18 protein-coding genes and 1 tRNA gene are annotated in these 26313 nt (G+C 58.0%); 12 read left to right on the top strand and 7 right to left on the bottom strand.

All coding sequences use genetic code 11. From position 1 onward, the window contains the following. Positions 1 to 1138 precede the first annotated feature (1138 nt). Positions 1139 to 1211, bottom strand: a tRNA-Glu gene (locus SH410x_RS03085). Positions 1212 to 1437: 226 nt separating this feature from the next. Continuing rightward, entirely contained in the window at positions 1438 to 1632 is a 195-nt protein-coding gene (gene csrA / locus SH410x_RS03080; protein ID WP_146393445.1) for a carbon storage regulator CsrA, read from the bottom strand. Positions 1633 to 1927: 295 nt separating this feature from the next. Between csrA and SH410x_RS03075 the strand changes: the two genes are divergently transcribed. The 4 genes from SH410x_RS03075 (at position 1928) to SH410x_RS03060 (ending at position 4818) form a co-directional block, all read left to right on the top strand. Continuing rightward, entirely contained in the window at positions 1928 to 2218 is a 291-nt protein-coding gene (locus SH410x_RS03075; protein ID WP_473674503.1) for a hypothetical protein, read from the top strand. A 361-nt stretch (positions 2219 to 2579) separates the two neighbouring features. After that, positions 2580 to 2723, top strand: coding sequence for a hypothetical protein (locus tag SH410x_RS03070; RefSeq protein ID WP_473674501.1), 144 nt, complete (start codon positions 2580 to 2582; stop codon positions 2721 to 2723). 90 nt (positions 2724 to 2813) lie between these two features. Then, entirely contained in the window at positions 2814 to 4505 is a 1692-nt protein-coding gene (locus SH410x_RS03065) for a TlpA family protein disulfide reductase (RefSeq protein WP_473674500.1), read from the top strand. A gap of 67 nt (positions 4506 to 4572) precedes the next feature. Further along, positions 4573 to 4818 carry a hypothetical protein gene (locus SH410x_RS03060; RefSeq protein ID WP_473674498.1) on the top strand — a complete coding sequence of 82 codons (246 nt, stop codon included), beginning with the start codon at positions 4573 to 4575 and terminating at the stop codon, positions 4816 to 4818. Positions 4819 to 5098: 280 nt separating this feature from the next. Here SH410x_RS03060 and SH410x_RS03055 read toward each other — a convergent pair whose 3' ends face one another. Next, the gene (locus tag SH410x_RS03055) at positions 5099 to 7057 is read right to left on the bottom strand and encodes a hypothetical protein (protein WP_473677232.1); all 1959 of its coding nucleotides are present in this window, start codon (positions 7055 to 7057) and stop codon (positions 5099 to 5101) included. A gap of 580 nt (positions 7058 to 7637) precedes the next feature. Here SH410x_RS03055 and SH410x_RS03050 point away from each other — a divergent pair. Then, positions 7638 to 9347: a response regulator gene (locus tag SH410x_RS03050; RefSeq protein ID WP_473674497.1), complete on the top strand. Its 1710-nt coding sequence runs from the start codon at positions 7638 to 7640 to the stop codon at positions 9345 to 9347. Between the two features lie 104 nt (positions 9348 to 9451). Further along, on the top strand, positions 9452 to 9919 hold the full coding sequence (locus SH410x_RS03045; RefSeq protein ID WP_473674495.1) for a hypothetical protein: 468 nt from the start codon (positions 9452 to 9454) through the stop codon (positions 9917 to 9919). A gap of 103 nt (positions 9920 to 10022) precedes the next feature. On the opposite strand, the gene SH410x_RS03040 is transcribed toward SH410x_RS03045, so the two are convergent. After that, the gene (locus SH410x_RS03040) at positions 10023 to 13268 is read right to left on the bottom strand and encodes a [protein-PII] uridylyltransferase family protein (RefSeq protein ID WP_473674493.1); all 3246 of its coding nucleotides are present in this window, start codon (positions 13266 to 13268) and stop codon (positions 10023 to 10025) included. A 503-nt stretch (positions 13269 to 13771) separates the two neighbouring features. Between SH410x_RS03040 and SH410x_RS03035 the strand changes: the two genes are divergently transcribed. The 5 genes from SH410x_RS03035 to SH410x_RS03015 all read left to right on the top strand — a co-directional run bounded on the left by SH410x_RS03035 (position 13772) and on the right by SH410x_RS03015 (position 20539). Continuing rightward, on the top strand, positions 13772 to 15460 hold the full coding sequence (locus tag SH410x_RS03035) for an RNA polymerase sigma factor RpoD/SigA (RefSeq protein ID WP_473674491.1): 1689 nt from the start codon (positions 13772 to 13774) through the stop codon (positions 15458 to 15460). Between the two features lie 313 nt (positions 15461 to 15773). Next, positions 15774 to 16100 (top strand): DUF6793 family protein, encoded by a 327-nt coding sequence (locus SH410x_RS03030; protein WP_473674489.1) that lies wholly within the window; start codon positions 15774 to 15776, stop codon positions 16098 to 16100. Then, positions 16094 to 18679 carry a hypothetical protein gene (locus SH410x_RS03025; protein ID WP_473674487.1) on the top strand — a complete coding sequence of 862 codons (2586 nt, stop codon included), beginning with the start codon at positions 16094 to 16096 and terminating at the stop codon, positions 18677 to 18679. Before SH410x_RS03030 ends, SH410x_RS03025 begins: the two co-directional genes overlap by 7 nt. A gap of 61 nt (positions 18680 to 18740) precedes the next feature. Beyond that, positions 18741 to 20141, top strand: coding sequence for an O-antigen ligase family protein (locus tag SH410x_RS03020; protein WP_473674485.1), 1401 nt, complete (start codon positions 18741 to 18743; stop codon positions 20139 to 20141). A gap of 113 nt (positions 20142 to 20254) precedes the next feature. Further along, positions 20255 to 20539: a hypothetical protein gene (locus SH410x_RS03015; protein WP_473674483.1), complete on the top strand. Its 285-nt coding sequence runs from the start codon at positions 20255 to 20257 to the stop codon at positions 20537 to 20539. Between the two features lie 269 nt (positions 20540 to 20808). Here the strand turns inward: SH410x_RS03015 and SH410x_RS03010 are convergent, their stop codons facing one another. The 3 genes from SH410x_RS03010 to SH410x_RS03000 all read right to left on the bottom strand — a co-directional run bounded on the left by SH410x_RS03010 (position 20809) and on the right by SH410x_RS03000 (position 24760). After that, positions 20809 to 21387, bottom strand: a complete 579-nt coding sequence (locus SH410x_RS03010) for a DUF1990 domain-containing protein (protein ID WP_473674481.1) — start codon at positions 21385 to 21387, stop codon at positions 20809 to 20811. Further along, positions 21384 to 22319 (bottom strand): NAD(P)H-binding protein, encoded by a 936-nt coding sequence (locus tag SH410x_RS03005; RefSeq protein ID WP_473674479.1) that lies wholly within the window; start codon positions 22317 to 22319, stop codon positions 21384 to 21386. Before SH410x_RS03005 ends, SH410x_RS03010 begins: the two co-directional genes overlap by 4 nt. A gap of 266 nt (positions 22320 to 22585) precedes the next feature. Further along, positions 22586 to 24760 (bottom strand): TolC family protein, encoded by a 2175-nt coding sequence (locus SH410x_RS03000; protein WP_473674477.1) that lies wholly within the window; start codon positions 24758 to 24760, stop codon positions 22586 to 22588. Between SH410x_RS03000 and SH410x_RS02995 the strand changes: the two genes are divergently transcribed. Continuing rightward, positions 24752 to 26197, top strand: a complete 1446-nt coding sequence (locus SH410x_RS02995; RefSeq protein WP_473674475.1) for an efflux RND transporter periplasmic adaptor subunit — start codon at positions 24752 to 24754, stop codon at positions 26195 to 26197. The two genes, SH410x_RS03000 and SH410x_RS02995, sit on opposite strands and share 9 nt — an antisense overlap. Positions 26198 to 26313 lie beyond the last annotated feature (116 nt).

Below are 26313 nucleotides of genomic sequence, written 5' to 3'. Positions count from 1 at the left end.
CCCCTCACAAAAGTGCTGTGTCCCTCATTGGCCCTCATTGGCCGTCGTCGTTGTCAAAGGCATTGATTCGACCACGAAAAACACGAATCACACGAATGTGACCCACGCTGACCATTCGTGAGTGACTGAGGGACACAGCACATTTCACTCGCAGCCATGAACACGAGGCGTGCAGAAGCTGCGAAGCCTAGCGGAGCTGCAAGTTTTCATGGATGCCACCCTCGCACTCCGTTGTCATGGGCATTGATTCGACCACGAAAAACACGAATCACACGAATGTGACTCACGCTGACCATTCGTGTGATTCGTGTCTTTCGTGGTTCAAACCGCACGCTGGCTGCCAGGCCAAACTTGCAGGACACTAACTGAGGGAGACACTGACTGGACACTAACTGAGGGACACAGCACATTTCACTCGCAGCCATGAACACGAGGCGCGCAGAAGCTGCGAAGCCTAGCGGAGCTGCAAGTTTTCATGGATGCCGCCCTCGCACTCCGTTGTCATGGGCATTGATTCGACCACGAAAAACACGAATCACACGAATGTGACCCACGCTGACCATTCGTGTGATTCGTGTCTTTCGTGGTTCAAACCGCACGCTGGTTGCCGGGCCAGACTTGCAGGACACTGACTGAGGGACACGACACTGACTGAGGGACACAGCTCATTTCACTCGCAGTTGTCTCGCCGCCATGAACACGAGGCATGCAGAGGCTGCGAAGCCTAGCGGAGCTGCAAATTTTCATGGATGTCGCCCTCGCATCCCCCTCACAAAAGTGCTGTGTCCCTCATTGGCCGTCGTCGAGTCTGCGGGAATTGTTCCGTGGGCGAAAACTTTTCAGAATTTGACGGCATTCCGTTGCACCGAACTCGAGGAATGTTTCGCTGGTCACGTCATCGACGCTTGGCTAGGTCATTCCGCCGCCGTGGCCGCCAAACACTATTTGCAGGTCACCCCAGATCACTGGGCGGCAGGTGCATCGACGGTAACGATCAATGGGACCACCCGGCGCCGTGGTCCCACGGGTGGTCCTATCGCTGCCGCTATCGACCACCATGGAAAGAGCACCGATACGAAAAAACCCCGCAAAACGCTTGGTTTTGCGGGGTCAGTATCGGTGGGTAATGAAACCCAGATGATCCCTACGGGACTCGAACCCGTGTTGCCGCCGTGAAAGGGCAGTGTCCTAGACCGCTAGACGAAGGGACCTCAATCAGGCATCGCTGCCGTGATGGGCGTGTTTTACAAGGAGACGCGGTGGGCGTCAAGGGTTCACAGGCGTTGAGCTGGAAAATTTGAGATAAGTCTGCTTTTCGGCTTCGCTCAGCGAACGCATGCACGAGCAGCCAAACGGTGAGTTCGGAGCGGAATGCGAAGTCGAAGGCTGGCGCAGCGACGAGCTCGACGAGTCTAAAATTCGCGGGGTCACCGCGAACTAGCCCTCGATGGAACTGTCAGTGGCTTCGTTGGAACGCTGGATCGCTTCATAGACTTCGTGTCGATGAACGGGCACTTCACGCGGGGCTTCGACACCCAAACGAACTTTGTCGCCGCGAATCTCAACGACAACGATTTTGATATCGTTGTTGATGATAATGCTTTCGTTCTTCTTTCTTGACAAAACCAACATGGACTAATTCCTTTACAATGGCCACAGTATCGCTCAAAAACGGCCTTCCAATTCATCGATAGGAAGGACAGGCCGTAGGGTTCTTAACCGTGGACGGGGATCCTAGAGCACTTTACTCTAGGACAAAAACGGACGCGGTCAAGGAATTCCGGGTTGACAAACCTGTAAAAATCTCTTTTCCATCCAATATACGCTCGATCGTGACGAAATGTCCCCCTATTTTTCTTTTCAAGCCTATGTTTATCGCGGACAAGGGTGCGCGTTAGGTCGTACACTCGAAGAATTGGCCGAGGCAATGAACTCGCTTCCAGGACTGTTTTTCGAGTGGGACGGTTCACTGACGTGGGCGAGCCAGACGGCCGGCTGGCAAATTGACGCCACCATCTTCGATAACGGACAACAGGTTCAATACGTCGATTTGCACGGCCGGGCGGTGTCACGCGAGGGCTGCCGTCTGCTCATTGAGCGAATTGGCGACCTCTTTGCAGCCTGGGGCGACCCGGAGCAGCTGAATTTCATGCGTTTACCGGATCGGCGATGGCAAAACTTACACGAGTTTGCAAAAGAGTCGCTTGCCCAAGATTGACTCGCGATCGCCCACCGCGACAGCCCGCTGCTCGACCACCCACGAATTGCTCCGCCCGCCCGTGGCCCTCAAAGCACCCAACACCCCGTGTTTGAGCTCTTTTCTCCGCATACCGTGGACGGCATCCTCAAGGTGAATCCTGGAAAACCCGATGAATATTTGGCGTGACCCGGGTTTTTGGCACGCGTCCTGCACTAGATCGCATTATCGTTAAAAACGGAAACGCGATCTAACTAGCTTGCGACCGACATAGCCCCCTATTTCAGGATGAAGACTCATGATGACTGCTTCTGCTACCACCTCGACCGCTACGACTACTTTCGTCTCGCAAATCGCAAACGCGCCTCAAAATGAGACTCGATTGTCTGATGTTGAAATTTTGCGTCGCGTTCGCAGCATCCGTAGCGGCTGGACTGCGGCCGAACGGATGGAACGTCGCCAAGCAGCGGGCGAGCGATTCGCGAGCTTACTCGAAGCTCTCTCGTTGGACCATTCCGCCGCCTAAGACGTTGCCGTTCGCACGTGTTTGGGTTTCCCTGTTGGCGACAAACGGTTTAGACTGCCGGCTTTGGCTTCCACGGGAGGGACACTGCGCGTGCCTAGAGATTATTTCAAACGGATCGTTACGACCCATTTGCATACGCGTCCATTGCGATTAGCGAGCATCGGGTTGGTCACGTTGGCTTTGACGGGTTGCGGGCGAACGGAGCCCTCAGCGGACGCTGACCATTCCACAACAGCGGGACCGCCGCCGAGCGACCAGCATTTGGCGGCCGACAGGAGTGACGAGAAGATAGAGTCACTCCCCCCCCCCACAGCGACACTCGATCGATCCTCACCGACCGGCGCTGGCGCATCGGCCGAGCTGCCCATTGCAGAGTCGTCGCCCCCCCAAATACCGGCGATGGATGCGACCCGGGATCGCCCACAGCTTCGTCCCAATTGGGGACCGCGAGAGCTGAACGCATTCTTAGGGGACATCGATCGTGAATTGGGAGCCTTGATCAACGGACAAGCGGGCATCACGAACCGACAAGAGGTAGAAGAGGAGGTAATACGTCTGATCTCACTCAAGCGGGTGGCCTCCGAACGATTGACTGAGCATCCCGACGCGACCGAGCGAGACCAAATCACTGGCTACCGTGGCGTTGTGCAGGCGCTCTCCCATCTCGCCTCAACAGGCGACCTGCAGGCGGCCGAGGAACTACAGGCCGTGGTGATGGAATCGCGAGATTCTCCGAACGCGGCTCTGCGATCGGACAGCCGGTTAGTGCTCATCGGGCTGGAGACTGAATCCCTCCGCCACGGCAAACCTGACGCCGCTGAGAACTTGATCAAACTTGCTCACGAATTACTCGACAGTGACCAACGAGTGGACGTGCCCACCTTAATGGTGTTAGGGCAGGCCAAGGACGCCCTCCTGCAGTACGAATACCAGGACGAAGCGGCGAAAGTGCGAGATTTGATCACCGCTCGCTTTGGTCATGCCCAGGACGCGGAAGTCGCTCGGATGGCGGCAATGATTGCGGCATCCGGGTTTTCCCAAGCCAATACCGCCATGGAACGCCTCGACCAACTTCGCCAAAAAGTCGTCGCCGCCGCCCCAGAGACGAGCGATCCCAGCAACGCAGAGCCCGTCAGTGTGTCGGCCTGGAAGGCGGCGATCGATGAGGTCCTGGCGACCCCCGCGGATCTATTGACGGTCGAGTTCCTGTGTGGCTCCAGTCTGGAAGCCGAAGCAGTCGGTCGGGAGGATATCGCCGACGCCACGTACGACGTGCTCCAACAACAATTCGCCGACCGACAAGACGCCATCGGCCGGGTGGCGCGGACGGCTCTGCGCGCCAGGGAGAATCGACACGCGGTCATTGGTCGAGAGTTCGATCCCGATCTGCCCTCGGTTGATGGGCGGCCTCTGAAAATGAGTGACTACCGCGGCAAAGTCGTCTTGATGCCGTTTTGGTCCAGTGCGTTCCCCGATTCCTTGGCGGTCGTGCCCAATCTGCAGGACATTCAATCGCAATATCCAGATCGCGTCGCGATCGTGGGCATGAACCTGGACGTGGCGGGGACGGACGTGGAAGGGTTTGTGCGCCACGACCAGCTGGATTTCCCCAGTTTCCGCAGTGAATCCGATCCGAGAGCCGAGATCGTCAACGAAGTCGCCTATCGATTTGGTGCCGTGACCTTGCTGTTTGTCGCGGTCATTGATGCCGAGGGGCGAGTTGTTCACCTCGATTTTTCCGGTGAAGATTTGACCGCCGAGGTTCAAAAGCGGATTCGTTAAACTAAAATTGAAGGCAACGGGGAACCGAACGACCGGTTCTCGATTCCCTCTAGCTCCTCGGCAAGCCATGTCGGCAACCTCAGTCATGCAGTTCATCGAACTCACCGGCAAAACATTGCTGGATATCGTCAACGAAGGAGAGATCGACATGCGTCAATTGCATGATTCCGGTGTCACCGGCGACTCGATCTTGCGAATTAACAAGTTCGGAGAAATTGAGTTACGCCAGTCCCATGAATGGGTCATGGTCGGCGGCCTGATCGGCAATTTCGACGACCGACTGCGCAAGATCACGCAGCTGGACTGGGTTTAGAAACGGATTACGTGCGATCGGACGACGTGCGTGGACGAACGCTCGGACGGGTGTGCACCGACGACGTGCGTGGACGAACTCTCGGACGGGTGTGCACCGACGGTGTGCGTGGACGAACTCTCGGACGGTGTGCACCGACGGTGTGCGTGGACGAACTCTCGGACGGGACAATGGTCCCATCCTACGTTCAAAAAAAAACCGCGTGAGTGGGAACTCACGCGGTTTCGTAGTTTCGATTCCAGCGACTCACTCCGAGGAGTGAGCCGGCCGGAGAGCTCGATTAGTTTCCGCAGTTGGTGCAACCAGCACCGGCTTGCATGACAGGAGTTCCTTGAACGGAAGCTCCTTGAACCGAACCACAGCCACATCCGGCAGCCGATGTGTTGTAGACAGGAACCTGGATCGTTGTTGGAACCTGCTTGCAGACGCGGACTTGAACTTCCTTCGTCGATTGCACAGGAACACAAACGGTGTAGGTTTCTGGCACTTCTTCGGTGACGGTGTCATAAACAGTCACGTTGTAGGTGCGAGTACGCTTTTCGGGAACGCAGACGGTGTGCGAAACTTCACGTTCGCGTTGTTGCGTTTCCATGCGAGTCAAGTTAACAGTGCGTGTGCGATCTTCGGTCGTCATGGTCGTTTGATTGACCATGCGAGTGCGATCTTCCGTACGGCAACGTTGGACGGGAACCGTACGAGTCCGAGTTTCGGTGCGGCACTTGGTGACTTGATATTCGCGAGTGCGTTGTTCTTGACGAGTCTTATGAAGCGTCACGGTACGCGTACGTTCTTCGGTCGTCATCGTCGTCACGGGAACTTCGCGGGTGCGAGTTTCCATGCGAGTACGGCGAACGGGAACTTCGCGGGTGCGTTCTTCGGTCGTGTACGTGGTGACTTGGTAGTCACGAGTACGAGTTTCTTGACGACAACGAGTCACAGGAACCATGCGGGTGCGGGTTTCGGTGCGACAGCGAGTCACGTTGACTTTACGCTCACGCGTTTCGCTACGCATGCGAGTAACCGGGACCATACGGGTCTTGGTTTCGCAGTTGTACGAAGTCGTGGTGTAGGTGTAAGGGACTTGCTCAGTCGTACGCTGATAGGAGGTCGTCGGTACTTCTTCGGTCACAATGTTAGGAACATAGACGCGACGATAAGTCACTGCTGGAGCACAAGCTGTGCTGCTACCGCAACCACAGCTGCTTTGGCATCCACCACAGCCGCCACAAGGGCTGCCACAGGCATTGACGCTGCTGCCACAACCACAAGCACTCGAGGCCGCTACTGCTTGGCACTCGTAGCTACCCAAATCGCGTTGTACGGTTCGCATGCTGGTCACGGGGACGCACTTGCTGACGGTACGGTGGGCAGTGTGAGTTTGTTGCACAGGCACACGTACGGTGTACGTTTGGGCAACTTCCTCGGTGTAGGGAACCATGACGTTGTACGTCTGAGTTACTTCCTCAGTGTAGGGAACCGTCACGTTGTAGGACTGTTCAACTTGCTCGGTGAAAGGCACGCTGACCGTGTACTCTTGGGTCTTGGTCTCGGTGTGCGGAACACGAACGGTGTACGTTTGCGTTTGGGTTTCGGTGTAAGGAACGCAAACCTGATATTCTTGGGTTTGCGTGCTCGTTACGGGAACTTGAACGCTGTAAGTTTGTTCCACTTCCTCGGTGTAAGGAACGCAGACGGTGTATTCCTGGGTCTTCGTTTCGGTGTAGGGGACCGAAACCGAATAAGTCTGTTCGACTTGGTCGGTGTAAGGAACCGAGACCTTGTAAGTCTGTTCGACTTGCGTCGTCACAGGCACCGAGACCGTGTAGGTTTGTTCTTCGGTGTAAGGCACAGCGACTTGAACGTCATAGGTTTCGGTACGTGTTTCCGTCTTGGGCACGTTAACGGTGTATTCTTGCGAGCGTGTTTCGACGCGGGCAACTTGCTTCGTCACGTTTCGAGTGCGTGTCTGAGTCTGACGCTCGTACGTGGTGGTGGGAACCAAGCGGGTTTCCGTCACGTACTGCGAACGCATGACCGTTTGCGTTTGATAGGACACTGTCGAGCCACAGGCTCCAGCGTCGCCGCAGCCTGCTCCGCCACCATTGGCACAGCCACCGCCACAACCAGCCGTTGAACCCTGTGAAGCACAACCGCTTCCACTGGCGCAACCGCTACAACTTCCGCATCCTGCGTGGACCGAAGCAGCGAATAACATCGCTGCGGCGACCCCCATAAACATCCTCAAAACACTAGACTTCATTGAAAACCTCTCGAAATGCTCACGTGGCCGTGAGGCAACAGAAGAAACACGGGCAAGCTTTAACGGCTGCGTAATTTGGGTGGACATCACCCTACAACGATCCAAGGTAGATGCTGGGTAGTCTATGTCAACAATCCGGGCACGATTCGGCGGCAAGTTTCACGGATTTTTCAAAAGTACTTGCCATAAATCGAAAAAAATTATTTAGATCTTTTTGAGACAGTTGTCGGGGAGGAGGTCCTTCCCAGCCGCGTCGGCCGGCAATTCGGGCGAATTTCGAGGACGCTTGCCTTATTTCAACCTGGCTCCCGCCATCCGGGCTTCTTGGGGGGCGAACGCTCCCTTGTCTCCCAGCCGGATCGGCCGGCGTTTGGCGGCGGGTAAATTCTCGCTGGCGAGCCATCAGGCAATTTCCTCAGTGCCGTCGAAAACGGCGACCAATCTGCAAACATAAGGAACGTCCCGCCATGGTTTTTCGTCTATAGTTTTGAGTGTAGCGTTGGAATACGCATTTTGTGCGACGGGATGAATGGCTTCCAGAGGTGGGGGAAATCAAGCTGTGTCAAGAATGATTTGGGTAGGCAACGGGGGACAGCCGCCCGAGGCGATCTCCGCCGACTCCATCGATTTGCCCGGTGACATCGAGTGGGTCCATGCGGATTCGATTGTCGACGCATTTCCCATGCTCGAGGACGAATCGGTCTCCGGGATTTGGCTAGAACGCTCCTCTCTGCCGCAAATTTCCGAGATTCGCGGGATCACGCAAAGCGGACTGATGCTGCGTGACATGCCCGAGGGTGTCGCCCTATTGGATTCGGATTTGCGAGTGATCTGGGCCAACCGGCAGCTACTGCAGTGGGCCGAACGAGACGAAGGCCCGCCGTTGGGCATGACTTTTTACGAGCTTTTGCACAATCCGGAAATCATGGGACCGGATTTCTGTCCGTTCCACACGTCGCTGGCGACGGGCGATCCGAGCCATTCGACCCTGCACAGCACCCGCAATCAGTACTTCAAGGTGCATGCCGCTCCGATTCACTCGTCGGCAGCATCGCGGCATCTCATTGTCACCGTCAGTGACATCACCGAAGAGATCCTTCAGGAACAGAAGCTGGCGGCGATTCACCAAGCCGGCCGCGAACTCGCTGATCTTCGCCCCAATGAAATCTTCATGATGGAGGTCGATGAGCGGATCGATCTGCTCAAAGACAATATCCAGCACTACCTGCGTGATTTGCTGAACTTTGAAGTGATTGAAATCCGCGTGCTCGAGCAATCCACGGGCGACCTACTGCCGCTGCTGAGCGTGGGCATTGACGAGGAGGCCTCCGACCGCAAGCTGCTGGCACGGATGCACGAAAATGGAATCACCGGGTACGTCGCCGCCAGCGGAGTGCCGTACATCTGCCACGACGTGCTCAATGACCCGCTGTTCATTCCCGGCGTTGCCGATACCCGCAGTTCGCTAACGGTGCCCCTGATCCTGCACGACCAGGTGCTCGGGACGATCAACGTCGAGAGTCCAGACGTTGCGACGTTCACGGACAGCGACCTGCAATTTCTGGAGATTTTTGCTCGTGACATTGCCTTTGCGCTCAATACGCTCGAGTTGCTCGTAGCTCAGAAAGCGAATACGGCCCAGCAGAGTTGCGACGCCATTCACAGTGCGGTCGCGATGCCAGTCGATGCGATCCTCAACGATGCCGTGCATGTGATGGAAGGCTACATCGGACACAGCAGCGAGGTGATGGATCGACTCGGTAGGATCCTGCAGAATTCACGAGACATCAAGCGCACCATCCAGCAGATCGGCCAGAAGATGACGCCGCTCGAAGCGGTCGCCGCTGATGAAAAATCAGAACGACACCTGATCCTACGCGGCAAGCGGATCCTCGTCGTTGATGAGGACGAGCAGGTTCGCGAGGACGCGCACCGTCTACTCGAACGCTACGGATGCGTCGTTGAGACGGCCCATGCGGGCGACGAAGCCCTGCTCATGGTCCGCCGCAGTGGCGGCCAGAATTCCTACGATGCGATCATCAGCGACATCCGACTTTCGGACTACAGCGGATATCAGTTGATGCTGCGACTCGGCAAGTTCATGGATCACGTACCGATGATCCTGATGACGGGCTTCGGATACGATCCTGGGCATTCGATCGTCAAAGCGAAACAAAACGGACTGCACCCCAAAGCGGTTCTGTACAAGCCATTTCGCTTGGACCAATTGATCGATGTCTTAAAAACCGTACTCGAAGCCGTCCCCTAACCGATTGCCCCGACGACGTCGGCGAAAACAACGGTGCCGAGCGTTCAGTGTCGACTCCAACGAATGCTCGTCCCCAACCACTCCCTCTCCCGGATGACGACCGCATGGGCCACGGCGAGCACGACAATCACGAGCACGACAATCACGAGCACAACGACAGCGACTCACCGGAGTTCAGCGATATTGAATTACTCGCGTTTTTGGATGAGTCGCTCGCACCGGAAGAGTCCGCCAAAATTGAGGTGGCGATCCGGGAGCGTCCCCTGCTGCACCAACGACTGGTGCGACTGCGAGGACAAAACGTTGCCGGCCTACATACCATCGGTGCGATCTGGCGGCGTGAGCGGCTCAGCTGCCCGAATCGAGAATCGCTCCGTCGCCATCTACTCGGCGAATTGGCGGGCGCCGAAAGCGACTACATTCGATTTCATCTCGAGGAAATTGGCTGCCGTGTGTGCAACGCGAATTTCGACGATTTGAACCAGGCAATCGCCCAAGAACGCGATTCGCAAACACGCCGACACCGGATGTTTCAAACCAGCGCCGGCCACCTGCGTGAGAGCCCCTCGTGAACCGGGCTGGATGACGGCCCGCTGATCGCGCCGCGGTCAGAACGTTGGACCGGCGAGCGATCCACGACCTTCCAAGCTTTACAGGCAAAAACGGCAGGCACCATCACGGTGACAGCAAACGCTCAAACAGGCTGCGGTTCGAGGAGCGGACATCGTCGCAGCGGCGGACAATTTGCCCTGGGTCGGATTCGCCGAGCAGGGCCGCGAGCTGTTTCATTTCGAGCGTGTCGGCCCTGCCGTCGGCGGAGAGGGGCAATTCGTGCCGGGCGGGTGTATCGATCAGCCGAAGTTTTGTTTCGACATGGCGCAAGTAGCGATAGTTGTCGATCAGCGTTTGAGCGTCGGCCCGGTCGTAAACGCCCGCAGCAGCGAGGTCACTGAGTGCAGCGGCAACGCCGGTGGCGATTTCGGTGCCGAGGCTGCCCGCTGACTTCAGTACTCCCGCGGCCACGATGAACTGCACGTCCACGGTACCGCCGATGCCGCGTTTCAAATTGCCTGGCGCGGCCGTGGATTCGCCGCGTTGACGCAGCGTCTTGAACTCGGCGAATTGGCTCTCTCGCCATGGCGTTTGCCGGATCGCTTTGGCAATCGCGTCGCTGACCAGTTCGCGGTTGCGGCGTGACCCCGAGAACGGCCGAGCTTGGCATAACGCCGCTCGCCGCCACAGCGGCGCGCCGCCGAGCCGAAAGGGTTTGATGAACTGGTCGATCGAGTAAGCGAGCACGGTTTCATCGGCGCCTTGAGCCAACGGCAGGTCAACTTCGTAGAGACGATCGCCTGCCGAATCGACTTGCCGGACGACATTTTGAGCGAGTTGATTGAAAAACTGGCGGTTCGATAGCGTTGCTTTCGGCCCGCCGACGCGGCGCTGCGTTTGCCCCTCGGCGGTGTACAAAAACGTGAGATCGAGATCGCTGTGATAGTTGGGCTCACGACCGCCAAATTTCCCCAGCGCAACGGCGACCATTTCGACGGGCTCATTTTGCTCGCTGACGGGATCACCGAACCGCGCCGTTAAGCGATCGTGTTCGCGCTCGATCACCCGCCGCAGGCATGCATCGGCGGTGTCACTGAGTGATTGTCCGATTGCATCAACCGTCTCTTTCCCTAACAGGTCACGGGTGCCAATCATCAAATGGCAACCGGCGCGGAACGTTTGCAGAATGGGCCCGAGATCGTCGGCAGATTGGCACAACCGAATGGACTGAGCATCGAGTCGTTCCGAAGGCGGCAGGCGGTTCATCAGCAACGAGTCGACCAGCTCATCGATCATGCCCGGATTCTCGGTCAGAATCCCTGTCAGGTAGGGGGTCAGCGAGCATAGATTGACCATCAAGGCCAACGTTGCCGGGTTGGCTCCGAGCAGCTCCCACAGGGTCGCTTTCGCTCCAATGGAATCGGCGACCTCAATGAGTTGGTCGAGCGTTCGATCGGGAGCGGGAGTGCGAGCAATCTCACGCAGCAGATGGGGTGCCAGGCCAGCGAAGAATTGGCGACACCGGCGTGGTGAAAGGAACGAAACCGTTTCATGGCTGAGCGATGAAATCTGATCCCTGGCGCGGTCCAGGTCGGTGAAACCATGACCTCGTAAGACCTCCGCAAAGGTATCGGGGTCGGGATCCGGATCGAGAATCAGTTCGGTTTCGATTTCGACGACATCGACATCGGGGGCAAGATTCGACTGCGGGGCCGCCGTGGGTCCGGCAACGTCGGATGCTGAGGTCGGACTGGCGGCGACGTTCTGGGCCATCAAGTGATTGATGATCTTCCGATTGACGTCAAACGTTTCGTCCAGCAGCGTTTCAAACCGCTCGCGGTCACCCACCGCCACATCGTCGTCGGGCCCATCACCGCTGTTGGGTTGCGGGTCCGATGACCGGCGTACGCCCAATCGCCAGGCCAACCGGGTGCGAATCTGATCGTCATCCGGCAGATAGGTGACGCGGTGGTCCAACAGGACGGCGAGATGATGCTCGAGCCGACACAGTCGCGCGTGATTTTCCGACAAGATCGAGGCTTCCTGCTGCGTCAAACAACCGTGTCGGTTCAGGGCCGCGATCGCATCGAGGGTGCCCGGCACGCGAAGTTCGGGGAGTTCACCGCCATGCAGAAGCTGCAAAAACTGGATCGTCAGCTCGATGTCGCGACGACCCCCGGGACAATCGGCGATCGGCGTGCCACGCTGCGTGTCGATGGACAGGGCGCGTTTTTCAAGTTTTCGTCGCAATACCCGGATGTCGGCAATCTCACTGCGGCTCAGGAGTCGATGGTAAACCCACGGTTCCATCCGCTGGAGGAACCAATCGCCCAGCCCGCTATCGCCTGCGGCGACCCGCCCTTTCACGAATGCGAGACGCTGAAAGGTTTGGTTCTCACGCTCGTAATAGGCCGCCGCATCGCTGGCAGCGTGAAAGTCAATTTGCCGTGAGGACGAGTCTCCCATGCGGACAAAATCACTGAGCCGATGGGTATCGGCGGCAGCGAACTCTTCACCGGGCTGCTGCACGAACCGCATGTGGATCGATACGACCGGCCCGCGGTTGGACCCGAGCAGGCTGATCAATCCAGCCACGATGTGACGGTTGAACTTGAGATGACTCTCGTTTTTGCGGTCGATCTGATCGCATAGTAGCAACAGGTCCAACGGCGAGTCGTAGCCAATTTCCTCGCCACCGTAGTTGCCCAGGGCGATGATCGCGTACTTCGGTCGACTGGCATCGATCCGTTGCGGGTAATGGAACTGGGAGGCAACCTGCTCGATGGTGAAATCCAGTGCGCATGAAAGCACGGCGTCGGTCAGATGACTGATCTGCCGCGCGACGCGATCGGGAGCGAGACCGCGGACGAATTCGCCATAGGCAATTCGCAGAACTTCCCGACCGACGTACCTGCGAATCGCGACCGCGGCGCGGGGATTTGATGCGGTCGTGCCGAGTTCATGTGCCAATTCGTCGCGAAGCTGCTCCCGCGACGTCGGGCGCCCGTCACTGGCACGGATCAAGTCAAAACTTTCCGGGTCGCTGATTAGCAATTCCGCCACCGCGGGACTGGTCGAGAGCACCTGCAGGAGCGCGGGAAGGGCTTGGGGATCGCGGTCGAATAGGGCCAGCAACGAGGTCGGGCTGCGTGAAACGTCCACGAATCGGCTCAATAAACGCACCGCCTCATCCGGCTCGTCCACCAACCCCAAATGGTCGTGCAGGGCCGTCCATAACCCCGTCAACAGGTCCGGTGCGACACCACTGGCGGCGATTTGGCCCAGTGCATTGAGGACGCTTGTCGGGTCAGCGAAGCGATTGCCACTGAGCGGATGGTAGTCGTTGAACGAATTCACAGCAGTCGTCATCGGGGCATTTTGTGGATGGGGCAGATTGTCCTCCGCAGAGACGTGGGGGTCGTGCGGCTTCACCGTGTGGTAGTGCTCCACGTCTCCGGGAGGGAATTCGGCCCGAAGCGTAACGCTGCGAAGCACTATTTAGTAGACATTCCCGAGGGATTAGCTGCTGCGTGTGGCGGGAACTTTCCCGACTCGATGGCATCTAAACTTGCTAGGGACGTATCGCCCCGAGTTTACGCCCCCGTGGGGAGTTGGTGTAGCGGAGTCGGTGGACGGGTAATTCATGGATTTTTTGGCGCTGCCCTCGCAAAACCTAACCTACCTTTGGACATGCGAACGCTGGGGAACGTGAGATCGACAACCGATCGCCCGTTGTGGGACGAGTTGAAAGCATTCACCGGATGTTGCGTGCGAGCAACATCACGATGAGCCTCGTCCACACCCCGCGCCGCTACGCTTCTCTGATCCCCGGCGATTTGATCGCCTAACCTATTGTGCGGCCATTACTTGCGATGATCCATGCGTTACCTGAGTTCTCCGCTGGCACCAACAGTGCTTGGTGTTCCTTCCCAAACAGCTTTGACGATCAACCGGGAGACGAGGAGAACCTGATGGGCAAAAAGTTTAGCAGTCGCAGTTTGCAGGATGACGCCTTTGATGCCGAGGACTCGATCTCCCGTCGCTCGCGGACCATGGGCCAAGATTTTGCCGACGCTGTTTCCGAGGATCCGGAGCTCAGCTCGCTCTCCGATGACGATCTCGTGGTTCGCCGCGACGAAATGCCCAGCGATCCGACCGAGGATCCCGTACGGATGTATTTGATGCAGATGGGGCAAATCCCACTGCTCACCCGCGATCAAGAAGTTTCCGCGGCCGTCCAGATCGAGGCCACCCGGGAACGCTACCGGCACTGCATGATGGCCACGGATTTCATGTTGCAGGCCGCCTTGAAGCTCCTGCAACAGGTCCGCGACAAGCAGCTTCGGCTGGACCGCACGATCGAAGTCAGCGTGACCAACGCGGCCGAGAAAAAGGCGATCATGAAGCGGATCGTTCCGAACACCCGCACGCTCGGTCATCTTCTGGAGAGCAATCGCAGCGATTATTTGATCGCGATCAATAAATCATTGCCCATGCGTCGTCGCCGGGCCGCATGGCGAAACCTCGTCATCCGCCGCAACAAGGCCGTGCGATTGGTCGAAGAAATGAATCTGCGGACCAACAAGCTGCAGCCGATCTTTGAGAAACTGCGTCGCAGTGCCATGCGAATGAACGAAATTCGCCAAATTTTAAGCGCACCGCATCGGCTGGCATTGGCGGGCATGCCAACCGCTGACGAACTCCAGGGTGAACTGCGAGACCTGATGCGTTTGACCTATGAAACCCCTCAGACACTATCCCGCCGAGTCGACCGCTGTGACACACTCCGCGACGATTACGATGCCGCCAAACGCGTCCTGTCAGCGGGCAACCTGCGCCTGGTCGTGTCGATCGCGAAAAAGTATCGCAATCGTGGTCTGTCGTTTTTGGATTTGATCCAAGAAGGAAACACAGGCTTGATGCGTGCGGTCGACAAGTTTGAACATGCCCGTGGTTATAAATTCAGCACCTATGCGACGTGGTGGATCCGCCAAGCCATCACACGGGCGATTGCCGACCAAAGCCGCACGATTCGCGTGCCGGTGCACATGATCGACACGATGAACAAAATTCGACAGATCACCCGCGATCTCGTCCAAGAATTTGGTCGCGAACCGACCCCCGAAGAAGTATGTGCACGCAGCGGTTTATCACTCGACGACACCCGAATCATTCTGAAGATGGCCCGCCAGCCATTGTCGCTCGATCAACCCGTTGGCGATCACGAAGACAGTGCCTTCGGTGAGTTCCTGCAAGATCACCGGGAACAAGATCCGTTGATGGAAACCAATCGCGAGGCGTTGAAGCAACAAATTGACCTCGCAATGGAAACACTCAATTATCGTGAACGCGAGATTCTGCGACTGCGGTATGGCTTGGCTGACGGCTACACCTACACGCTCGAGGAAGTCGGGCGGATTTTCCAGGTGACCCGGGAACGGGTGCGTCAAATCGAGAGCAAAGCGGTTCGCAAACTGCAGCAGCCCTACCGAGCAAAATCGCTGGTCAGCTTTCTCGATGGTGCCGAGCTGATCATGTTCGAGAACAGCGAAGCGGTGTAATCATTCTCGGTGGAACGCCTGGTCGGCCGACGGGGATGCCCGCTAGTGGCGATGTCCGCCAATAGCGATGCCCGCTAAAGAGGATGCCCGCTAAAGGGGATGCCCGCCAATGGCATGGATCGGTCAATGGCGGTGTCGGTCGCGAGAAACCAACGCGTCTCCGCCCAGACGGGACCGAACCATCTGGCGACATTGCCGACGCCCCGCCGTGCGCCTATGCTGAACAGGTGGTCGACCGCGCCGGTTCGGCAAGATTTTGTCGCCGGCGATGTTACCCGCATTCTTCGCCATTGCCCCCACCTGAGTCAGCGCCATGCCTTTGTTTGAAATCGAAACCGACGCACATATCATTATCACATGGTCGGACGACGAAGCCTCCGCGCAATTGGTCGTCGACGATGCTTATCCGGAAGATGAAATCCTGCGGATCACCAAGCGTCCACGTGACTCATGGGTGATCAGCAAGGGAGCCCTGGGGTTGACCGACCGTACGCTCGATCCGTGTATGATCGCGCGGGATTGTCTCAGCAAATCGGCTGGTGACAAAGTCAATGCGATTCGCTTATATCGGATGGAGACGGGGTGCGACGTCGATCAAGCCCGCCGCGCCATCGAATCGAACATGGTGATGGGATGGTAGCCTCGCTCGGTCGAGCGTGGTGGTGTTTTCTCGTCTGTTTGCCATTGGTCGTCGGCTGTGACGGATGCCGGCTAACAAACCAACCGGACGAAACGGCCCCACAGAGCCAAACGCAGCAACCGCCCTTCACATCTCTCGCCGCCGGCGCCTATCCCGCATCACGCCCCGACACACAGAGTTCGGGGTTTCCAAACGGATCGGTAAAACCGGGGCACTGGACGAGCGCCCGGTTATCCATACGCAGCAACCTGGAGGACCGCCGCGGCGTCGTGCAAACGCGCGCCGAGGTGGGCGATTCGCAAGATGGTTTTCTCGGCGAAGCGTCACCGAACGCAACCGATTTTGAATCGGCGAGTTCATTTCTGGTCCGCCGCCCCGCCGTCTTGCCCAAGGGACAGATGCGGCGACTGGAGACGCGATTGCTCGTGCCCAGTCACGGCACGCAGATGATTGACAATGTGGTCATGGACGGACAGTTCTTGGGTCGAGATTCGAGTGCCCGCTCCGACCTCCGGCCCGCCCGCTTTGCTGCGATGTTGCCACAAACTTATTTCTTGGTCATTCTCACCAACCGGCCCGAGCGATTCATACGCTGGCAAACGTCCGACTGGATGAGACCGATTCATTTCGAAACTTCCTTGGAGCGACCGCCCGATAACTACCGCATCGTCATCCCGCCCACCGAAGGTGTGTTACCGATTGCCGAAACAGCGTTGGACTGGACCTCGACAGCCGTCTTGGTGTGGGATGATTTGCCGGTGACATCGCTGACTGCCGGACAGCGAACCGCCATTCTGGATTGGCTGAATTTTGGGGGACTGATCGTCGTCAACGGCCCAGCGGGAGTTGACTCGCTCACCGATGCTGATTTCCGAGACCGCTTGCCAATCGCCCCCGGCGGCGCCGCTGAACTGTTGGCAGACGATGCACAGAGTTTCCTTCGTTCACACAGCGTCGCCACGGATCCATCGACCGCCGCAGTGATCGCTGACCTCGATGGCAATTCCTCGCGTGTCGCCGCTGCGGGTAATGCGCGAGCGGACGCGGTGGAAATCGGCGACGGCGGGTTACTCGTCGAGCGGCGGGTGGGCCGCGGGCGAATGGTACAGAGCCGTATCGACTTGACGAGTCCTTGGCTGATGACGTGGAAGTCGTACGACAGTTTTGTCAATTCAGCGGTCTTGGCACGACCGCCACGCGTATTCCGATTGGACCGCGCCGCCGCTGGACTGTTTGCGCCGACCACGATCGCGCCCTTGCTGGAGCAACCGCCGGGATCACCGGATCAGGCCGTGGAACTCGACACCGCCGCCGCCCCCCCACCACCGGTGCGTCAGAGATTTGTCGGAGCCGAAAGCGATTCGGTCTCGCCCACGATCAATACCGGCGTGCGGTTGTATTCGCGCGATGCCAAAATGCGAGCACGCGTCATCGAGCCAGAGCCAGAGCCAGAGCCAGCCCAGACGCAGACGCAGACGCAGACGCAGACGCAGACGAGCGGATCTCCCACGGATGCTGACTCGCCCTTCGCGGCGTGGAAAAGTGACGATGTATGGCCGCACCCGGTCAGCGGTCTTGGTGCCTGGACGAACGAGAGTGACCTACTGACGTGGAGCCGGGGTCAACTGCGTCAAGAAATTGGCGTATCCATCCCGGAATCCTCAGTGGTGTTTCGCAGCCTGCTGATTTATCTATTTGTCTTGATCCCACTGAACTACTTCATCTTTCGCATGCTCGGGCACCTCGAGTGGGCCTGGTTGGCCGTCGTGCCGCTGTCGATTGCCGGCGCGTTCTGGGTGGCCCACGCGGCCCAGCTCGATGTCGGGTTCGCCCGGAGCCGCAACGAATTGGCACTGCTCGAATTGCCGGTGGACTATTCACGCGGACACTTAACTCGCGTGGTCGGTTTGTATAACTCGCTGGCGAGCCGCTACCGTATCGATTTCGACAATCCGGATGCCGCGATCGACGTGATCGATTCGCGAGGCCAGGATCAACCGGAAGCAAAGTTTTTTGGTGCCGTTGAAGCGGAATTGGAACTCGGTTTCGGACCGGGACCTTCGATGAATAACATCGGCGTGGGCAGCAACTCGTACGGCATCGTGCATACCGAGCAAATGATCGACGTCGACGGTTCGATACACGTACAAAATGCTGCACTGGAGAAAAACTCCCGTTCGCTCGAGGGAGCATCCGTCGTCAATGATTCCTCGCTGGAATTGCTCGATGCGTTCGTGATCGAGCGAAACGCGACTGGCGAAACGCGGATGGCGGCCATGGGCACGATCGGCAGTGGTGGACGCAAATCGATTCGCATGCAAGCGTCCGGACGTGTGTCCGTGCCGAGTGGACTCCCCATGGGCATGACGGATGCGATGGATCGCCTGCTCGCACCGAATGCGATACCCGCTGGATCGGCGAGACTGGTTGCACGCTTGGACGAACCGCTCGGCGGGATGACGATCTCTCCGGATTGCAAACAAGTGCGAGCACAAACGATCGTGCTCGTGCATCTAACGTACCCCGGGCGAGCGCCCGCGATCAGCGATGAGAACCTCATCGGCGATGTGCTGCCTTAATTTCTGGCGCAAAATCGTCGAGTGGACTCTTCTTTCCTCGGACATCGAATTCAAACCAGCAATGCTTACTGACGAATCCTCCTTCGTGATCATGCTACTGGTTTCGTGCAGCTTCGCTGCTTGGTATGGCTACCAACACGGGAAGCAATACGTGCTCGGTGCGGGCATGGCGGTCTCGATGTTAGCGGGAACCTGGTTTGAAATCACGCTTTTCAACACCGAGATCAACGTCACCATGGCGACGGCGATCGTGCTGCTGATCGTTTACTGCACGCACTCTTGGCGCGAGATTTTCAAGTCACTCAATTTGCTCGATGTGTTAGTCAGCGCACTGATGGTTTGGCACATCATCGTCGATGTCGCCCACGAGGGACAACCACTTGCATTCACACTGCTGGCATACGGGCAGTGGATGCTGCCCTACGCCGCCGGTCGCTATGCGTTTGTGCATCCCGGATCGCTGTCGAAACTCTCACCCGTCTTCGTTGCGGTGGCGGGTTTCATTGCCGCAGCGGCGGTCTACGAATCGTTCACGTCGGTGAACCTCTGGGAAACCGTTTTCGTTCACGTCGACGATAAAGTCACACGAGTCGTAGGCCAACGCTATGGCTTACTCTATCGTTCGATCGGCCCGGTTCGAAATGCGATTTTCCTCGGGATCATGCTGCTTGCGATGCTGCCCTTTGCGGTGGATCTGACGACGCGTCGAGCGGATGCCCCATGGCAGCGTTCAATGGGTTTTGCCGGACTGCTGCTACTCATCTTCGGCATCGTTGCGACCGTCTCGAGAGGCCCCATGCTCTGCGTGCCACTGGCCGGTGCATTCGCCCTTGCGTGTGTCTACCGAGTCGCGCGATGGGGCTTGATCGTGATCGCCGTCGGTGGATTGATTTTCACGACCGTACAGTTTGACACCGTGGCGAATTTTCTCGAAAGCGGTGGCGACAAGCACACTCGTAGTCAGATTTTAGAAATCGATGACCACGGTGATCTTGAGCTCTACAACAATACCCGGCATCGCATGTTGATCCCAAAGGTGTACTGGCCCATTGTCCTCAAAGGCGGACCGCTTGGCTACGGCACCACCGACTCGTCCGGTTTTCCGCCGCGCAATATCCCCGGCCTGCCGACCGATCCGGAGGTCATGAGACATGCGAAGACCATCGACAACACCTACATCAATATTGGACTCGCATTTGGTTGGGTTGGTCTCGCCCTGTTTGTCATCTTCCTGATTTCCGCGATTGTCCAAGCGCTGCATCTCGCGCCAGCGGCGGGCACGTATCTCTACCCGAGTGATGGCCGCGTGATGGTGGCGTACGCGAGTATCCTCTTTGCCGTTAGTTTTGAAATCTGGACGGTTCATTGGTCGTACGACTTCAGTTTCTGGCTGTTATTTCAAATTGGAGTGATCGCGGGCCTGACATCGCAGTGCGCCCGCGTCCGCCAAGGGGGGATCTAGTCGCCCCGACGGCTGCGACGAAAACAATCGTTGCCCAGCGATACTTTGGATCGAGGTTGGGGTTTGTTCATTGGCAGGACAAACGACTCATTCCTTGTTGGGAGATGGATAGAATGCATGATACGGATAACCACAACACACCCATGGTCAACCCGCCGACCACGAAACGCGACACACTCTCCGACACGGGCGTGATGCGCATTCTCGGTGACTACCCATCCCCGAACGAAACGGTCATCAGTGAAGAACAGCCAATCCTGCGTCACTGCCCGGCCTGTTCACGCGATGTGTCCGAGGCGTCGACCGTATGCAAACACTGCCTCTGCTACGTTGGCCCTGCTCCCGATTACCTGAATTCGTTGAACGGGCGAGCAACGGTCAACCAAGCCAAATCTTGAGTTGCGACCGGTACCTTGATTGTCAAAAAACCCTCGCGACAGCGAGCCAATCAAGCACATCGGATGAACGCTTGCGGTTGTCGCCAGGACAGTGCCATCCTCGACCTGACAAACAGAGGCACCGGCGGAGAACGAATCGGGTAACAACTCCTTGAACCGCGTGCCCAGCGGGCCGCGATATCAAGGTTGGAAGCGTGGGGCGACGCCCACGCGGTGACACCAAAAAATCTTCCACGCGGATACTTGGCAACACGATTGGTTCGCGGACGCTAAAGATTCAGGTCGCACTGCATGGCACGGGCGACATCGTTGACAAAGCAGCGCTGGTAGCGGCGGATCAATGGTGTGCCGACGACGGCAGCCAGATTGCTGGCGCGGGAAAAGGAGCGAATCGAAAACCGCACGGTTTCCGTCTTTGATTCCAGCGAAACGGTAAACCGCTCTTCCCCAACCATGATATGCCGGGGCAGCGTACCGAGGGCAATTGAAAAACAGCGACCGCGATCTGCATCGGTTGACATTTGCACGTCAACAACACGGCAACAATTGAGTGTCCACAACCGCATCACGCGTGCCACAACCACTGTATTCCGCCCCACCAGGGGTGGCCCGTCGCCAAAAAGTGATACCCAATTGAGCTGCAAGCAACGGCCTTGCCGCAGGCTATCATGCGCTGCGGCAAAACAGGCCTCACCGCGTCCCAGTTCCACCGCGTGTTCGTTGTGAAAGTAGTCCGCTGGCATCTGACCACGCGTTTGACCGACTTCCGTATACGTTACTTCCGCATCGCTCTGACTTCGCGTGAGCTTCAGCAGTTCTTGATCGGTGGGTCTGCGCAGAGAGATCATGCGTCTGCATGTCCCTTCTTCTCCCCTGCGAGTGCGGTGGCGATGGCGACGGCCACCGGCATGGCGTCGATTTGAAAACGTTCTGCCGAAGCGTCGGTCACGATCGTCGGATTGGCTAACCCTGTCACCATGTCCGATCCAATACGGGCGGTCTCCGGTGTCACCAGGGACAGCCACAGGCCGGACAATCGCGGCGTCAGGAACGGGACGGGAATGAAGAACCGTCGCAGGCCCTTTTGTCGTGAGAACTCGGCCAATATCTCACGATAGGTTGTCAAATCGGGGCAACCGATCTGGACGATCGCGGATGCCGGCAGTTCGATATCCGCTGCGGCCATCAGATAGCGAACCAGATCGATGGTGCCGATGGGCTGGGTTCGTGTCGAGAGCCAGCGAGGGCAAATCATCACCGGCAAACGATGGCACAGATTCTTCACCATCTCGAATGAGAGACTTCCCGCACCAATCACCATGGCGGCGCGAAACTCGACGGTCGGCACACCCCCCTCCCGTAAGATTCGACCGACCTCCTGGCGGCTGCGCAAATGCTCCGACAACCCATCAGCCTCTCGGCCGAGCCCGCCGAGATAAATGAGACGTTCCAGACCCGCGTCGGCGGCGGCATCGCGAAAATGGATCGCCGCCTTGCGATCCCGCTGCGCAAAGTCTCCATCGCCGGACATCGAGTGCACTAAGTAGTACGCCAATTGACAGCCATCCATGGCGACCTTGAGCGTCTCGGGCTGCAGCACGTCCGCTTCCACTACCGAAACTTGTTCGTCTTCGACAATCTTGGCCGCACTGCGATCGCGGGTCATGCAGCGGACATGAAATCCGGCTTTTCGCAGTTCAGGAAGTAGCGCACCTCCCACATGCCCTGTTGCGCCGGTGAGCAGAACGTGTCGTCGCTCGTGAGTTGCTGTTGAGTCCATGACGTTTTAACCGTACGAATTTCTGACACATAACTCGCCCATTGTGCCGAGGCGGCCTAGCGGCCTGTTGATTGAGGCGAAGTTCAACCAGCAATGGTGAGCCGAATGCCGTAAGGCATCGGGCGACACGAGCCACCCGGCCGCTCACGCGGCTCGGCTCATGAAATCAACACGCCGCGAGTCGATCGACCGGGGGAGTGTTCCACCGTCTGGCGACAGTGGCGGCGAAGGGATGTGGATCATCCGGCGGAAATGTTTCGCGCGGGCTAGCCGCCCGCAATCATGATCTCGGTGTCTTCGAGAAGCATGCCGGTTTCAAACTGCACGTTTTTGAGTGCGACCATGTACTCGGTCACCGCGAGATAATAGCGAACTTGCGCTTCGCTGACCCGCCGCTGGGTATCGAGCAATTGAACCAAGCTGATCGGCAACCCCGCTTCCCGGCTGGCTTCCAGGCTATCGAGCGCATCCTTGGCGGCAAGATATCGGTTCAAACTCGTTTCCGCCAACGCATAGGAACGATCGGTTTCGGCGACGACCCCCAGCAGATCATGGATGACTTGGCGTTCCTGCTCTCGCAGCAGGGCTTGATCCCTTGCGATCTGTAGCTTCGCATGCTGAACTGCCGCGTGGGCTTGGCGGAATCCGACCGGCATTCGGAACTCCAGTCCACCCTGATACTCTTGAAAATTCATGTCGCCAATCTCTTCAAATGCCGAACCCGAACCAGCGAGATCCTGAGCTAACCCACGAACCCGATACGTCGAGGTCAGGTCGAGAGTGGGCAGCAAGAAATTCTTCGCGGCGAGCAGTTCCAATTCTCGGCGTTTGATGAGCAGTCGTTGCTCTTGCAGTTCGGCGCGCATCCGAATGGCTTGGGCGGCTAGTGAGTCGGTATCAAAAATCACTGGCGCGGTAGTCGGTTCGTCTGTCGGCCGTATCAACACCCCTTCGCTGACGGGCAACCCAACAAGCAAACGCAAACGACGTTCACTCGCCAGCACACCACCGACACCTGAGAACGTGCCACCGGAGGTCGCGTTGTAGACCTGCGTCCGCTGCACCAATTTCCCCGCGACCGCATCCTGGTACTCACCTTGAAATCGATAGTACTGTTCACGTGCGAGCGCCTCGGCCGACCCGCCGCGCCGATTGGACGTTTTCTGGGCATCATAGCTGCGCCATGTTAAGCGACTACGTTCGAGCGCCTCCGCCCGCGCGTCGACATCGCGATAGGCAAACGCGAGATCCCAATAGGCATTGGTCACGTTGCTAATGTAATTTCGTGTATTCCGGCGAAATTCGGCAACCGACATGTCGTTGTTTGTCTTGGCAATCAACACGCCGTTGTAGATCCCCGGTACCGCCGCCGCACCGGCAATGCGGTTAAACGTGAGACCGCCTCCGCGCAGTAGCGGCTGCCGGATCTCAGCTTGAAACTGGGACTGCCAGGCGCTCGGCACGAGATTCCCCGTGGCATTATTCGCATCGTAGTCCGTCACGCTGCGCAGCGCCAACTCAGCCCCCGTGGCCGTTCGTTTCGACGTCTGAAAAACATAGTCGTGCAAATCTTGCTTGAACGAGTTGGCACCGCCGCCGAAGAATCGGTTGTTAAATTGGCGGTTGTTATTCTGCCATTGCCCCATCGCATAGAGCTGAGCGTCGAACGCGGAGAGCGCCGCCTCAAACCCGAGTTGCGGATTCGTTTGCACCAAGGGCAACGTTTGCTCAGTGGCGACTTGCTCGGGAGCTCGCAGCACGGTGGCATTGAGGTCTCGGAGCACCTCCGCATTGGAGAGTGCAATTAAAATCGTTTCACGGAGCGTTAGATCGCGATAGTCTGCGTTTTCCAAGGACGTGACGTCCCGGATAGTGATCGGCGGCAAGGGCGCGGTCGTCTGGATCACCACCTCGGCCGCTTGACCCGGAGGAGCCCCCGCATCCACGTTGGCCATAATCGCGTCGACGCACGCGGTGTCGTTACCGAGCGTTTCGGGAAGACTCTTGACGGCCCGACACCCCAACAGGCCCGCGAAGGCGGACAACAACACACCGGTGACAAGCGCCCATAGGACGATTGAGAAAAATGGCCAGCGGTGCAGCGAGCTGGGCGCTCGACGGGATCGCTCCATCACCTCACCGACCAGCATCACCGAAGGCGGATCGGACAACAGTCCGTCCCCTAGCGATTCCCGCAACCCAGGCACAGCGTGGGGGTTCGGTTGGCCGACTGATTTCGATGATGCGATCAAAATACTGCGTAATAGAGTCAATGTCCGACAGATGTAACAATCCGTACACCCCTCTTTATTCGACGATTCCATACGACCACATCCAGTGAAATCGTTATGAAACGATGCCCCACCGAGTTTCACAGCGTGAAACTCGAACGCAACGACAAGATTCTCGCTCAGACAAGCTAAGATACGTCGATGAGTCATCCTCCCCATCCCAACACTGATCCTCTCGGCGACAGTTTTGAAGTCGCGTGGCTGCGCCGCACCGATATTTTGACCGATCCGATCGTGCGTGCGGAAAGCCTGTGCGGTGAAATCGCGAGCCGGGTCCCCGCCGACCGGGTGAGCTATCTGACAAAACACGGCTCCACATCCCAACTCGTTGCGACGTCCACGACTGCGGCGATCGACCCGCGTTCGACCGAGGCGGCCTGGCTCCGACAACTCGCCGACGAAGTTTGTCGGACGGGGACCGACCTTCGGACGGTTGACGAGCCCACCAACGCCCCCTCAGACCTGGCGGGGGCGACCGAGACGCTGGCGATTCCTGTCGTCACCGGTGAGTCGGTTGACCAGGTCGATGCGGTCATCGTAATCCAGCGATACACGCTCAAGCCAACCTCCCTGGCGGCCTCCCTGGCCAGAATCCGCCCCCCCATCGACGCAGCGGCCGCGGAGGTCGCCACGGCACTGCGATCGCGGACGGCGAAGACGGTCCGGCGTAGTACGGCATGGTGGCGACAAGCACCCAACGGGCAGCGACTGGCCGTCGTCGCCGTGCTGTGCATCGGAATCGTCGCGTTGCTGAACCTGCCTATCGCATTCCGATTGCCCGTTGAGGGGCGGCTCGAACCAGCCAACTCGTTCGGTGTCTTCGCGCCCGCCTCCGGGACGTTTGCCAATCTGCTCGTCGCGGACGGCGAGCCCGTTGCGAAAGGTACTGTCCTGGCCGAACTCATCAATGTCGAAATCGACCTCCAGCAAGAACGGCTCGCCGGTGAGCTCACCGTTGCGGAAACGGAACTCGCCACATTACGGCTGAGGCAATCCGACGCCGCGGCCTCTGATTCCGTCAACCCCTCGCCGGTCGGTCGGGACGCTGGCAACAGTGGATCGCGGCAGATGGTACTGCGGTCGCGGATCCAATCCTTGCAAGCACAAACCGACCTCATGAAATCCGTCAAACGATCTCTGACGATCCGATCGCCAATCGCCGGACGCGCCATCATCCGCGACGAACAGGCCGACCTCGTTGGCCAGAACATCAGCCAGAGCCAGTGGTTGATGCAGATCATCGATCCAGCCGATGGTTATGTTGCAATCATTGATCTCCCCGAAAGCGACGACACATACCTACGCCGGGCGTTCAGCGTCGATAGCGCCGGCGTGCCCGGGGCCTTGCGTCTGTTGGCGGCACCTGATGTCCACTTCAGTGGCAGGGTAGCCCATGTTGCCGATACCGTCCAATTCAATGAACGTGGCAAACCTGCGATCGAAGTCACGATTCCTATCGACCAATCGCTTCCTGAGGACGTGCACATCGGAGCCACCGTGGTCGGCACTATCCATGTTGGCCATCGCGCATTGGGTTTCGTTTGGTTCCGCCCCATCATCGAGTTTCTCCGGAGTTACGGATGGTAAACATCAATCGGAAGCCCATCGAAACCCGCCATGCGGGACGGTTTTCGCGACGCTTGAAACAGGAATGCAGAATCGAACGCTTGCAGCGATCCTTAAGCGACTGCGGCGGGCCATTC

The sequence above is a fragment of the Rhodopirellula sp. SH410 genome, from assembly GCF_055811895.1.
Note: the sequence above shows the minus strand (reverse complement) of the source record. Positions and strands in the feature narration are given on the sequence as shown.